Origin of the sequence: Poseidonocella sedimentorum (assembly GCF_900116005.1) — a bacterium.
GTDB classification, from domain to species: Bacteria; Pseudomonadota; Alphaproteobacteria; order Rhodobacterales; family Rhodobacteraceae; genus Poseidonocella; species Poseidonocella sedimentorum.
Genome location: NZ_FOYI01000004.1, coordinates 69,626 through 82,411 on the forward strand (window position 1 = coordinate 69,626; position 12,786 = coordinate 82,411).

At 63.0% G+C, this 12,786-nt stretch carries 11 protein-coding genes; all 11 read right to left on the minus strand.

Features of this window, described 5'->3' with window-relative positions:
* Positions 1-7 precede the first annotated feature (7 nt).
* Positions 8-313, minus strand: coding sequence for a phosphopantetheine-binding protein (locus BM353_RS07355; protein ID WP_143104117.1), 306 nt, complete (start codon positions 311-313; stop codon positions 8-10).
* 174 nt (positions 314-487) lie between these two features.
* Positions 488-1,861, minus strand: a complete 1,374-nt coding sequence (locus BM353_RS07360; RefSeq protein WP_143104118.1) for a twitch domain-containing radical SAM protein — start codon at positions 1,859-1,861, stop codon at positions 488-490.
* Positions 1,858-2,973: a hypothetical protein gene (locus tag BM353_RS07365; protein WP_092078695.1), complete on the minus strand. Its 1,116-nt coding sequence runs from the start codon at positions 2,971-2,973 to the stop codon at positions 1,858-1,860. The genes BM353_RS07360 and BM353_RS07365 overlap by 4 nt, the downstream gene beginning before the upstream one ends.
* An 84-nt stretch (positions 2,974-3,057) precedes the next feature.
* Complete coding sequence (locus BM353_RS07370) at positions 3,058-3,354, minus strand: hypothetical protein (protein ID WP_092078698.1); 297 nt, start codon at positions 3,352-3,354, stop codon at positions 3,058-3,060.
* 383 nt (positions 3,355-3,737) lie between these two features.
* On the minus strand, positions 3,738-5,210 hold the full coding sequence (locus BM353_RS07375; RefSeq protein WP_143104119.1) for an NDP-hexose 2,3-dehydratase family protein: 1,473 nt from the start codon (positions 5,208-5,210) through the stop codon (positions 3,738-3,740).
* Between the two features lie 47 nt (positions 5,211-5,257).
* Complete coding sequence (locus BM353_RS07380) at positions 5,258-5,686, minus strand: sugar 3,4-ketoisomerase (protein WP_218155471.1); 429 nt, start codon at positions 5,684-5,686, stop codon at positions 5,258-5,260.
* Positions 5,670-7,091 carry a twitch domain-containing radical SAM protein gene (locus tag BM353_RS07385; protein ID WP_092078710.1) on the minus strand — a complete coding sequence of 474 codons (1,422 nt, stop codon included), beginning with the start codon at positions 7,089-7,091 and terminating at the stop codon, positions 5,670-5,672. Before BM353_RS07385 ends, BM353_RS07380 begins: the two co-directional genes overlap by 17 nt.
* A 58-nt stretch (positions 7,092-7,149) precedes the next feature.
* Complete coding sequence (locus tag BM353_RS07390; protein WP_092078713.1) at positions 7,150-8,781, minus strand: B12-binding domain-containing radical SAM protein; 1,632 nt, start codon at positions 8,779-8,781, stop codon at positions 7,150-7,152.
* Positions 8,778-10,400 (minus strand): B12-binding domain-containing radical SAM protein, encoded by a 1,623-nt coding sequence (locus BM353_RS07395; protein WP_092078716.1) that lies wholly within the window; start codon positions 10,398-10,400, stop codon positions 8,778-8,780. The genes BM353_RS07390 and BM353_RS07395 overlap by 4 nt, the downstream gene beginning before the upstream one ends.
* Positions 10,397-10,606: a hypothetical protein gene (locus BM353_RS16590; protein ID WP_143104120.1), complete on the minus strand. Its 210-nt coding sequence runs from the start codon at positions 10,604-10,606 to the stop codon at positions 10,397-10,399. The genes BM353_RS07395 and BM353_RS16590 overlap by 4 nt, the downstream gene beginning before the upstream one ends.
* 547 nt (positions 10,607-11,153) lie before the next feature.
* Positions 11,154-12,785: a trypsin-like serine peptidase gene (locus BM353_RS07400; RefSeq protein ID WP_092078719.1), complete on the minus strand. Its 1,632-nt coding sequence runs from the start codon at positions 12,783-12,785 to the stop codon at positions 11,154-11,156.
* Position 12,786 lies beyond the last annotated feature (1 nt).

A 12,786-nucleotide genomic window follows, 5' to 3' on the forward strand; every position in this document is an offset into this window, starting at 1 on the left:
GCCCCTCCTATTCAGCCTCAACCGCGATGTCGGCGCTCTTGAGGACGAAATCGTGGATCTCGCCCAAGGCAAGATCATCGACATAATCGCCGTCCCGCACCGCCAGATCCTCGAACCGCAGCGCGATGTGCAGGCGGTTCTCCAGGGTGATCGCCAGATGTATCGCCTCGACCGAGGACAGGCCGAGATCCGCGTTGATTTGCGTCTGTCGCGTCATGTCGCCGGGCTCCTCGCCAAGATCGTCGAGGATCTCGGTCACCGCCTCCAAGAGGGCGTCCCAGCAGCGCCGTGGGGTCAGATCATGTGCAGGCATGTGCGGGGTAATCTCCTTGTGGCTTCGAATGGCGTGGGTGCTCAAAAAGGTCGCGGTGCTCCAAGGTTGCGGGCTCTGCAATGACGACGGGCGGCTGCCGGTGAGACGCGCCTTCCGGCGGTCTCCTGAACGACACTTGCCGGAGCGGCGGAGGCGCGGAGCTTGTGCATCTTCTCACAGGCCTCCGACCGGAATGGCCCCGCCGGCCCGGCGGGGGAGGCCGGCGCGCGTCCGGGTCTCGGGCTCTGCCGGCGTCGCGTCGGGCCTCCCGGCCATCTCTGCGGTTGCCTTCAGCTCGGCAAGCTCGGGCACCGTCCGCGCAAGCGATTGCCCCCGCGCGCTGTCCATCACCTCCATCCAGCGCAAGAACTCAGGGACCAACTCGCTGCGATCCTTGCCCATCATGTGGTTCCGGATTGCCGTGACGGAGGCGATGAGATCGGGCCGGTGGCGGTTGTCGGGCCACCCGCTTTCAAGCTTTGCAATCAGCTCGCGGAGCCGCAAATCCGCCCGGGCCTTGAGCTTTGGCGGCAGGATGCGCGTGTCCAGATGGGCGGGGTGGGTGACGATGCTGAGGTTCGGGCATTCGTTGTTCCGGAGCGTGCCGAGCAGGTAATGGAGCAAGGGCTCAAGCGCAAAGACGTTCAGAACCTGGATGGCCGAGTTGGTGGTGAAGCCGCCCGAGAGGTTCAGGGTCTCGGTGTGGGTATCGAAATACCTCAGATTGCTGTCGACCCGTGCCCATTTCGAGGGCGCGCGAATGTAGTCGTTGATCGCATCGACCCCGTCGACACTGGCGGTGAGACGAATGGCGCGAAACGCGGGCCACAACCGCGCGATCCGGTCCGGCAGGAGCGTCGCGTTCGTATTGTAGCTGATGGTGAGGGATTTAGCGCGCCCGGTGTCGACCATCCGTTCGAGAAAATCGAACATGCCTTCGATCAGCAGCGGCTCACCCCCGGCGAAGTTGATGCTCTCGAGATTGGGCGCGTCATGCTCAAGCGCGGTCCAGAATTCCGCATTGTCGAACCAGTCCATCCGCCGGAAGCGGTCGAAATAGGGATGGGTTTCCGGGGCGCCTCCTGCCTTGGCGAACTCGGCGATCAGCGCCTTGCTCGATTGCGGAGAACACATCCGGCACTTGAGATTGCAGATGTTGCCCAGCCGCAGGTCCGCCGTCCGCAGATCGGCCTCGATCCGCCCGTCCGGCGCGGTGCTGGCCACGTGGTCGGGCAAGGTCTCGGCCCAGCGTGCGTTTGAAACCTGGCGATGGCTCCGCCCGCCGAGATCCTCCAGCCGGTAACACCGCTCGCAGGCAGCGGGCCGGTCGCCCGCCAGCATCTCCCGGCGGAGCGTTCGCATCGTGCTGGTGTTCATCGCGGCCTGCAACCCGCCCGGCGCGGTGACGGTGCGGGGCTCGCCGGTGGCGTCGTCGATATTGGGCAAACCGGACCCGATGGTTCGGCAACATGGCCAAAGGGTGCCCGCCTCATCCGCAAAAAGGTGCATCCATGGCAACACGCAAAAGGAGCAGGAGGGCTCGGTCATGGCGCTGTGGCGGGACAGCGGTCCGCCCCGGTTTGCTGGGGCGCCGCGATGTTGGGGCCGGTCTGCGCAGAGGCCGTCCGCGCGGCAAAATATGCCCGCACCGCCGCCTGCAAATCCTCACGGCCAGGGGCCCAGCACAGGCATCCGTCGCGGCCGAGGGTGACATCCCGCTCGGGGTCGAAATCATGCGACTTCAGGATCCGCCAGCGCTCTGTGTAGCCGCGCTGTGCGAGCGGGCCGTGCCAAAGGTGCAGGATGCGGCCATCCACATGGCCGATGTTCCCCTTCACGTCCGCGTGGAGCGCTCCGGACCACCGTGCCATCGCCGCGCGCTCCGGGGCTGACATGTCGCGGCTGGCCATGTTCATCCCGCGCCAATAGTCCCTGTCGCCGTAAAAGGCGTGTGCCAGCGTGACATCGCCGCCGCCCATCACATGCCGGTCGTAGAGACGGTGCCGCGCCAGCAGATCGCGCCGTGCGGCCCAGGCAAAGCCGGGATGACCGTGGCGGAAATAGTCCTGCAACAGGCTCCGGCGGTTGGGGGCATGGGCCATGGTCGCGGCCATGCCCGGCATCACGGCGCCTTCACCATGGCCTCGCCTCGGATTGGCGGGCGGGTCCTGCGCCCCCTCGGCCAACCAGATGGCCTCGGAGAAGGGCTGGACAACGGGATAATCACGCAGCGCGGCGGATGTCTGCGCGACCCACCCGGGCCGGTCGAAGAGCACGTCCGCATCAAGCCAGACCACCTGATCGCAGGTCTCTGGGAGCGCGTCGATGCCGATGTTGAGAAGGCTTTCCTTGTGCCACAGCAGATCATCGGTCCGGCGGCGTATATGCTGGTCGCTCATCTGCGGATCCAGCGTGAACGGACGCGCCCCGACCGCAAGCTCCACCGTCAGCAACGGCAAGCCCTGAGCCCGGATGCGCGCGCTGAAGATACGGAAATTCTCGGCCGCCTGCCCGGACCCGCCGGGATCGAAAAACGAGGTGACCCCCCAGATCCGGCTTTCCCTCAAGCGGGGCTGGGCGCCGCGGGCGGCGGAGGGCACGGCCTGTTGCCCCGAGAGCGAAAGCGGCTCAGACGCAACACTGTCACGGTCGGCATGCATCGGACCAGCCTGATCGGAAACGGCCATTGCCGGAACTCGACCCAGTGCCGAGGTCCGGCGCACATGCTCGCAGGGGTGCCGGCGTCATGAAACGAGTTCTTTGCCCACTCTGCCGGTTGCCTTGTGTTCCATATAGCCTTCAAGCACGGAGCTGAGCGGGACAAGAGGCGTGACCTCCGCGTCGAGGATCTGGTGCTTGCGCAATTCGGCCATCAGATGCCCGGGCGTTTCATGATCGGCAATGATCACCAGACCGCCGCCAACACGGCAGAACGCAGCGGTGATGCTGCTGGCTTCCAGTGCTTCCCTGAAGTGCGCCAGATGCTCGGGTTCGAGCTGCATCAAAAATCCCTTGGCCGGGATCTGAATAAGAAAGTGCATTTAAAGGCTCCTTGATTGAGTAGCAAAAAGTTTGGTCAAGTTGACTTCTGCAAACAGGCTGCGCGGCCGGTGGTGAAACCCCGCACATTAACCTTACGTAAGCCTACCACTTGAAGTGTACAAAATACAGTAGTTTCAACGGTTGCGGGTGCTTTTCACCCGACTGGTTCGGGTCTGTTTCTCGCCAAAATTCGCCCCTGTTTCATGCGCCAGAGGCCCGCAAGCCGACAGCGTCAGGCTTGCAGTTCAGGACACGGAATATCCCCGAATGCGGGCGGCAATGCTCCGCTGCAAACACCTCCTGAGACGACGTGTTCAGCGCTTTCGGGCAGTGGCTTTTGGCAGCTTATTCGATCTGGCTCCTTTCCTCTTTTGCGGCGCGGTCACGCCATTTCAACGTTGTTGGAGATGCGCGGGCTGACCGGCTCGTCTGCGCAGAAGCTCAGGCAGGCAAGCAGATTTCGCGCTTCGATATTGACCATCCCGAAATGGGTGAAGGCCGCGATCTGTCCCAGGGTCATCCAGCGCATACCGTCTGGCTCCTGCACAGGGCCCGTGGCCTCCGGCGACTCGACGATCAGATAGAGGCTTCGGTACTGGTCGAACCGCCCGCCTTCTTCTGACTGAATGGAGCGGTGCCGGATGGTCGCGGCGGCGGGGTTGAGCAGCGGTGCGAGCTCGGGATGCCGCGCCACGTCGGCGGCAAGCGCCGCCTGGCTGGCGCAAGACACGCTCGACCCCAGTTCCAAAGACGTGTCGCCGCCAGGTGGCAACCACGCCCGGACCAGAAAATGCAACACGCCCTCGATCCGCCGGGTGAGAAAACCGTTCACGCCGATCCCGGGATGGTGAACCAGAGGCTGCGTCCAGCGGCGCACTTCCCGACCATGCGCTTCCACGGAAACCGCAATGACCGAGAAGCCCGGATCGTCGGCGGGGCCGGGCGGACGTGCGCCGCGACCGGCCGCTTCGGCATGGCCGGGTGCCGCGCCGGTCCAGCGGATCTCGTCGTCTTGAAACTGCCAGCCGTCCAGCGCATCGATCCCGCGCCGATAGGTCCGGATATGATGGCGCGCCCGCAAATCCGACAGCCAGCACAACAGACCATCCGTGGCGTGCAGGCTCCGTTCGCCACGCAGCGAGTCCGCCAATGGGATGCCGAAACCGGAAGCGCGGTCCAGCGCGCGATAGCTTGCCGCTTCCCCGGGCGGGGGGAGGATGCAACTGATCACCGACCGTGTGGTCATGTTGATCAGGTTGTCGCGTTGCATCAAGCGGTGGATCTGGCCGATGGTCAGCCAGCAGAAACCGTCGGGGGCCTCCACATCGTCACCCACCTCGACGATCACGTTGCGGTTCCGCTTCCGCAAGAACCGGTCGCCATGCTCGCTCAGGAGCCGGTCAACCAAAACATGCCCATGTCCGGCTTCGGTGAAATACTTGTGGAATGGTGGCAGGTTGCCGCCGTGGACCTTGCGGTAATTGCTGCGGGTGGCCTGCTCGGTCGGGGACAGCTGGATACCGTTGATGTTGCCCGGCTCGATCTTGGCTTGCAGCAGCAGATGCAGGACGCCGTTGAAGCTCCGGGCCACGGCGCCCAGAATCCCGACTTCCGGCTGCCGAATGATCGGCTGATCCCAGCTCCGCGTCTGGTCGAAATCCGTCTCGACGCGCATCCCCTCGATCTCGAAGAAATTGCCAGAGCTATGGCCGAGGCGCAAAGGATCGGGCCGAAACACCCATTGATCCAGCTCCGCAAAGGCGATCCGCCGCTTGGACAATGCCAACCGCGCGCTCTGTTCAGCCAACCACCCGTCGATCTGCGACAGCGGCATCACCGTGCTGTCGGCGGCCATCGCAGAGCGCAGCAGCGCGTTTTGGCGGGTGTGCGGCAAGACTTGGGTCACTGGCCGATCTCCTTGAGATAAGCGGGCCAGGACCGGATAGACCTGGCGCTGTCGTAGTGAGAACTCGCGAGGACCAGGATGAGCGCATCCGCGGTGATCTCTGCCATCTCGATGAACAGCATCGGCCCGATCAACAGGCCCCGGTCGCGCCGGTCAAACCGGTAGCGGCGCCGCTCATTGCCGTCGCGCAGGGTCATGGTCATCGCACCGTTGAGCGCGATGACGATCTGGGTGGTGGCGCGGTGCGCATGGCCGCCGCGATCGGCTGTGATGCCGTGCAGGTAGTACATCCGGCGCGGCTCGAACGGGATATCGCGGCCAAACTCGATCGCCGAGAGCACCCCCCGACCATCGGCATGGGACGGCACGTCGATCCAGCGTACGGCAGCGAGGCTGCCCGCGATCTGTTCAGAGGTGACCGACACGCGCGTCCTCCTCCATTTCAGGGCGGGCAACTGGCGGGCACCCGGTCTGGAACAGCGGCGCGAGGTCCGGCACCGCCTGCACCACATCCTCGCCGCGCCGCGCATCGAGCAGGCGCGTCCACCGCCGGAACTCGTCCAGCAGGTCGGCCCGGCAGCTGGCGTGCATGTGCTCGATGATCCCGCGGATCTTGCTCTTGAGGTCTTCCGCTTCCGCGCCGCGCCACTGTTCCGGCCAACCGCCCTCGAGCCGGCGCAGCAGTCGTTCAAGCCGCTCGGTCGCGGCGGCCTTCATGTCCTGCGGCAGTATCTGGATCCCCAGGGGCTCCGGGAAGTAGAGCAGGCTGAGGCAGGGGCGGCCAAACGCGGGCAACTGCTCCGCGATATATGTCACGGTCCGGTCAATATCGAAGATGTTGTAGGCCTGCACCGTGACGTTGATCCGGGGCAACGTGCAGTTGAGCTCGGCCGCGCGGGCATTGAGCGTTCGCAGGTTCTTGTCGACCGTCCGCCAGCGCATGGGCGTCCGGATGTACTCGCCGACCGCTCCCGTGCCGTCGAGCGAGACCAGGAAGCGGACGTCCTTGAACCGGGCCCAATAGTCGAAGAAGCGGTCCGGCAATACGGTCAGGTTGGAGATGTAATGCAGCGCGATACCGCCCGCGATGCCGCGTTCGACCAGCGATCTGAGCAGGATTTCCATCTCCGGGATCAACAGCGGCTCCCCGCCGCTGAACTGCACCTCCTCGGCACCAGACGCACAGGCCTCGAACAAGGCGTGAAAGCTGGGCGACGACACCCAGTTTTCGCGCCCCATCAGCGCCTGCAGTTTCGGATCCTCCGGGGACCGGCCATGCAAGGCGGCGAAATCCGACAGCATCGCCCGGCTCGACACCGGCGAGCACATCCGGCACTTGAGATTGCAGCGGTTCCCGAGCCGCACATCGAGACTGCGGATCATGGCGGGATCCGCGGCGCCGTCTTGGGATGTCGCGATCAACGCCGGGATTGCCGCATCGCCAACGCCCGCGTTCGACGCCTGACGGTGGCTGCGAAGCCCCAGCTTTTCATCCCGCATGCAGCGGGCGCAGGCCCTGGGGGTGATCCCGGAGAGCATGTCTCGGCGGATCCCGCGCATGAACGGCGAGTTCCAGATATCGTCGAGAGGCAGATCGTCATAGGCGTGCAGCGGCGCGCCCTCCGCATCGCGGTTCACTTCCCCGCGCTGTTCCAGCGACATGCAGCAGGGGCGAAACTCCCCCGTCTCGCCGATGAACAGATGGGTCCAGGGCAAGACGCACCAGCTTGGGGAGGTGGCCGCTTGCGAGGGGATGTCGCCAGTGGCCCCGTCCGCGCAGAGGGGGGCGCTGTCGGCGGCGCTCATTTCCGTCTCGAAACGCTTCGTCACTGGATCACCGCCTTCATCGGCTGGACGGGGTCTGCCATGCGTGCCCCGCGCCCATCCATCAGGTTGTCTCCAGCACAGGCGGCACGGTGCTGCGCGGTGCTTCCGGCGCCATGACGTAGCCGCCAGAGGCTTCCAGCCGCTCCTCCACCCGGATCTGGCGCTCGATGGTCTTTCTCGCCTGCGGCAGCTGTGCCGCCTGATAGCACTGCAGCATCGTCATCGCCGCGACGTTCCACGCCAGCGCGGGAACCTTCGCCTTCGCATGGGAGAGTATCTTGCCGATGATGGCTTCGTCTGCATGTGGGAACGCATGCATGTTGGCCTGCAAGGCGTCGACAACGGCGACCAGCCGGGGATCGGTTCTGCGCTCCGGCATGTTGGAGACGTTGTCGATGAAACCGATGATCCGGTCGCTGAAATTGGCCCAGTCCCAGACCCGTTCCATCAGCCCCAGATACCCCGCATGGGCCTCGACCCGTGTCATGCCCTTGAACATCACGTTGCTGCGGACCACGCGGTCATCGATCTCTTCTTCGGTATAGGTGCGGCGCGTGTCGATGAGCCGGCCTTCCCGGCGCATCCGGTCCACGAGGTCCGTGCCGTCCAGCGCCTTGAGGACATTGAGCCGCGGGATCGGGATCAGCGCCTCCTGAAGAAAGGTGAATTGCTGATCGAAGATGGCGGGCGTGTCATTGTCGAACCCGACGATCATCGAGCCGACGACCGACATCCCATAGGAGGACACGCGGCGGCATTCCTCGACCATGTCGCCCCGCACGTTCTGGCGTTTTCGCGTCTCGATCAGCGAGTCCAGATTGGTCGATTCAAGACCGATGAAGACGGTCGAGAAATTCGCGCGCGCGATCAACTCCATCAGTTCGGGATCACGGGCCAGGGTCAGGGTGAGCTCCGTCGTGAAGGACACCGGATGCTCGAAGCCTGCGTTCAAGTCGATGACCGCGCGCAGCACCTGCTTGGCGTATTTCGGCGCGCCGATGAAATTGTCGGTGGCAAACATCACCCGCTTCATTCCCAGCCGTTCGAAGGCTGCGATCTCCTCCATCACGCGCGCGACCGGCTTGGTTCGCATCTTGCGGCCGAACTTGATCCAGACGTCGCAGAACTCGCAGTCAAAGGGGCATCCGCGGCTGGTCTCCACGGCGCCGCTCTTGTAGCCCGCGGCCATCAGCGGCGCGATGCTGTCCCAGTCCGGGGGCGGCGATTGGGCGAGATTGACCTTGAGATCCGTCTGATAAACAGGCTTGACCGTCCCCGCTTCGAAGTCCTTGAGAAACTCAGGCCACGTCGGCTCGGCCTCGCCAAGAAAAACCGCGTCGGCAATCCCCTCGGCCGCATCCGGCTTGGCGGTGATCCCGGCGCCTCCGAAGACCACCGGAATCCCTGCCTCGTGGAACTTGCGCCCGACCTTGAGCGCCCGCGACAAGTGATCGGAATAGCCTGTAATCCCGACCAGATCGTAGCCCGCATCGAGATTGACTTCCGCCGGGCCCTGAACCAGCTCATCCCAGATCTGGACCTCAAAGCCCTCCTTCGGCGTGAGCCCGGCAATCGTCGCGAGATGCAAGGGGACCACATAGGCTGTCTGATGTGTCAGGTTCTTGGCGTGCCGTTCGATCCAGTCGCACACTTCAAAGTTGGTTCCGGCGGAGATCAGCAGAATGCGGGTCATGTCGGCGCAGCCTCCATTGACGCGCCCGCAGGCACGGGCGGCTCGGCGACCGGCCAGACCGTCTCTTCAAGCTCGATCTGCTCCAGGATCTCCTTGCGGATCACATGGACGCGGTTGGCTTCGAAGACCTGGCGGAACGAAAGCCGCGCAACCGACGCCAGCATGAACGGCGCCACCCGCTCCGTGCGCTCCAGCATGCGGTGAATGGTCGTCGCGGCCTCGGGCGTGAACCGGTCGGTGCAGCCGCGCAGGTAAGCCGCGGTTCCGATCGCAGGATCCTCGACCTTGGTCTGTGGCTGTCGCTGCACGTTGTCGACATAGCCCGCGATACGCGTCTCGAAGGCCCCCCAGTCGAAGACCTTTTCGATCAGCCAGAGGTAGCCGCGCATCAATTCGACGCGGCTCATGCCGGCGGGCAGGATGTTGGTATGGATCTGGGCATCGAGATAGTCGTCCGATCCGCGCGCGTCATCAAGCTGCGGCACCTTGACGATCCGGCCGGCCGCATCCATGCGCGTGCGCAGCTCGGTCCCGGCAATCGCCTTGAGCATATGCATCTTGGGCAGGGGGATGCAGGCGTCCTGAATGAATTGGTACTGCTGTTCGAAGATCTCCGTCGTGTCATGGTCAAAGCCGACGATGATCGAGCCGTCGATCGGAACACCGTAGGACTGAATTCGTCGCACCGTCTCGACGAGGTCTCCCCGGAGGTTCTGGCGCTTGCGGGTTTCCTTGAGGCTCTCCACGTTGGGCGTCTCGATCCCGACCAGCAAACCGCTGAAGTTCGAGTCCGCCAGCAAGGACATCATCTCCGGATCGCGGGCGATGGTGACGTCCAGCTCGGCGGTGAACATCATCGGCCAGGAGAATTCCTCGTTCAATGCGATGACCGCGCGCAAGAGCTCCTTGGCATATTTGGGCGTGCCGACGAAGTTGTCCGAGCAGAACAGAACATGCCGGAGCCCGAGCTTTTCCAGCGCCCGCACCTCTTCGATGACCTGATCCACGGGCTTTGTCCGCATCTTCCGGCCAAAGATCTGCCAGACGCCGCAAAACTCGCAATTGAAAGGGCACCCGCGGGAGACCTGAACACCGCCGGAGACGTAGTAGGGAAGGTCCGCCGCGATCGACTCCCACTTCGGCAGGGGCGACTCCGCCATGTCCGGCAAGTCTGCGGACCGGTACTCAGCCTTGGGGTCTCCGGCGTCGAAATCCGCAAGAAACTGCGGCCAGGTGTTTTCGGTCTCGCCGATGAAGAGCGTGTCGAAATCCTCCCGGCATGTGTCCGGGGCCGCGCTGACGCCAGGGCCGCCCAGAACGACATAGCGCCCCCGCGCACGGGCCAATTGCGCGATCTTGCGCGCGCGGCGCAGATGGCTCGAAAAAGCGGTAACGCCGACCACATCGCAGGTGTCGAGCAAGGCGCATTCATCGACAGGGCCGCGCACATGTTCATCCCAGATCACGACCTCGACATCGTCTCCGGTCATGCCCGCTACCGTCGCGAGTTGCAGTGGTGTTATGAAGGCCTTTTTCTTCATCAGCTTGGGCATATCGTCATAGGTCCAAGCCGAAATTTCATGGTCGTTGGCAGCACTGACGAGCAATAGCGATTTCATGAAAAACTCCTTGCGAGCCGGCCTGTTAGGGGCTGGCTCAACGGGTTGCAGGCCTGTTTTGACTGAAACTCAAATGCCATTTCTTTCGCCGCTCTATTCGAGAAAAGAGCTTGCACTGACAGAAACACATTGAGGGAGGCTGGCTGGAATTTACCGCGTCGGAAAAAATAGCGCTCAACGGCCGTGGACGGGAATCGTTTGGCCATGAAGACCTCCGACGCATAAATTTCGATATAGCAAGCGCCTTCGCACCGCGTCGAGACCGACCACTTCGGATGCGTTGAAACGCTGCTGACCAGATAGTTTTTACACAACCGTGCGCGCGAAACCCGCTAAGTCTGAGTGCTGCCCGCCGATATTTGCGGCTCTCAATTGGAGTGGGAAGTATTTGAGAAGACGGGTCCCTGGCGACATAAAAAATATTCGCGTTCAAATAGTACGCGTTAGTCTTTTTTTATCTAGGGTTGAGCTTACAATACGTCGTCAATCTGTCAAGGCAGGACCGCGAAACCAGATTCCGGGCCCTTTGATTTCGGCTTTGGAATTGCCTTACCCTGCTCGGGCCGGACTTGGCGAAAGCGATATTCCGCACTGGAAAAAAGAGGTGAAATCCGGCGCGATATTCAGGCGGCGTTTTCACTTCAGAGCGCCTTTGAATGCACCCGCAGCAAGAGGGCACAAATTCTGCGATTTCAAATAGCTGGAGGCGCGCGCCACCTCGTCGAGGGCTCCGCCAATCGGGCCGTTTGATCCCTACTCGACCAAGCGGGCCGGCGGCAGTTCGGCGATCACGGTTGAGAGGCGGCGCACAATCGGCGGCGCGCTGATGCTTGTGAAAACCCCCGCCGGCAGTGCCTCACCTTCATCGCGGCCTTCGAGCTCAAGAATTGCGTTTCGGATGCCCTGCTGCATCCAGTCGCGCGTCACATCGACGAAGTAGGATTCTTCGGCGCAGGTGACCTCATCGTCGATACTCTGTTCCAGAATTCCCACGAGCGCCATCCGCTCCTCGCCCGCATCGTCAACAAGGACGAAGACCGGCGAGCCACTGTCGAGATCGCAGGCCCAACTGAAGGTACCATCCGGTGAGAACTGGTGCTTGAGCCTCATGAATGGCCCTTCTGCGAGGATCGGATCCGCCGCGCAGGACGCCGGCGGGTTCGGATCAGCGTGCAGGCAACTCGCCGACATCTCGCCCTTCCGGCGCACCCCGGCAGGCACGTTCGGCTGACCCGTGAGGCCAAAGCCCACGCCGTGGTAATTTGTATCGCGCAAACGCGCCTGCGACGGGTTTGCAAGCACCTGGGCGGGGGGAGGGTCGCCTACGCGGTACTTCGGCGGGCTTGCCAGTCTCACCACGGTCAGGGGCGTTTTGGCACCGGTCTCGGGGTGGCGCACACGTGCCGTTGTCGCCTTGCCGGGGTCATTTTTCAGCGGGATCATGTAGACGTCGTCCGGATACCTCCGATCAGAGATGTCGTGGCCACTGAACACCTGCGATCCGGACCAATTCCCGGTTTTCGCGATGTGACTTGCCGTCAGTACATAGCGCCCGCCAATCCAGACACCCGATCCCATCATCTTAAAATCACTGTCCAGCAAGGCCAGCACGGTCTGGCCGCACCCCGAACGGGGATCGTGATAGAGCTCAGCGTTGCATCCACGTTCAGCCGGTCGATTTTGCAGCGTATCTAGACCGTTGCCCGAGACGCTTTGTACGTACTCTTCCAGGGACATTGGTCGGCCGCTCGGCTTGACATATTGCCATTTCACCTCTTGAGAGTTTCTGAGGATGTTTATGATTTTGGCTGCCCCATCCGGAAGCACATACGAGTATTGCCGCAAGCTATTGTTTTCGCCGGACATTTCTTTTCCGGTGGCCACGATCTGCAAGGCGTCGGGCTGCAAAGACCGGATGGCGAGACGGTCAGCGAAGTCGCGAAATTCCCGGTTTTCGATGCCGGGCACACCCGCGAAACCGTAAGGTCCGATCTCTTCGAGACTGCGCTCAAAGGTGCTGACAAAGCTCTCCTCGTTAGCGTCCCCGTCAAGGTCCCAGATCTCGGCAGTCAGGAAGTCGCCCGCGACCGATGCGAGGTATTGATCGAGCGTCGACAGACCGTTGGTGCCAAGTTGAATTTGTCGATCCGTGTCCTCCACCCTGCCCGTGTCCTCCACCCTGAAGGTCACGAGCTCGGTGTCGAGGTCGATAGACAGGATATCGGCAAAGCCATCTGCGCGGCCTTCCACGGCCTGAAGGATTTCCTTTCGCAAGGTATCGCAAAGGTCGGGATCAAACCCCTCCACTCCGCAATTCGAGGATGTCCAGGCGATCGAGGGGATGGCGGTCAGCGTAGCAAGCGCCGCGACAAGCAGGCGGGTCATC

What these genes read in the sequence shown, in the direction of transcription:
- BM353_RS07355 (WP_143104117.1), bottom strand. Translation starts at nt 313, where the DNA reads ATGCCTGCACATGATCTGACCCCACGGCGCTGCTGGGACGCCCTCTTG.
- BM353_RS07360 (WP_143104118.1), bottom strand. Translation starts at nt 1,861, where the DNA reads ATGACCGAGCCCTCCTGCTCCTTTTGCGTGTTGCCATGGATGCACCTT.
- BM353_RS07365 (WP_092078695.1), bottom strand. Translation starts at nt 2,973, where the DNA reads ATGCATGCCGACCGTGACAGTGTTGCGTCTGAGCCGCTTTCGCTCTCG.
- BM353_RS07370 (WP_092078698.1), bottom strand. Translation starts at nt 3,354, where the DNA reads ATGCACTTTCTTATTCAGATCCCGGCCAAGGGATTTTTGATGCAGCTC.
- BM353_RS07375 (WP_143104119.1), bottom strand. Translation starts at nt 5,210, where the DNA reads ATGGCCGCCGACAGCACGGTGATGCCGCTGTCGCAGATCGACGGGTGG.
- BM353_RS07390 (WP_092078713.1), bottom strand. Translation starts at nt 8,781, where the DNA reads ATGACCCGCATTCTGCTGATCTCCGCCGGAACCAACTTTGAAGTGTGC.
- BM353_RS07395 (WP_092078716.1), bottom strand. Translation starts at nt 10,400, where the DNA reads ATGAAATCGCTATTGCTCGTCAGTGCTGCCAACGACCATGAAATTTCG.
- BM353_RS16590 (WP_143104120.1), bottom strand. Translation starts at nt 10,606, where the DNA reads ATGGCCAAACGATTCCCGTCCACGGCCGTTGAGCGCTATTTTTTCCGA.
- BM353_RS07400 (WP_092078719.1), bottom strand. Translation starts at nt 12,785, where the DNA reads ATGACCCGCCTGCTTGTCGCGGCGCTTGCTACGCTGACCGCCATCCCC.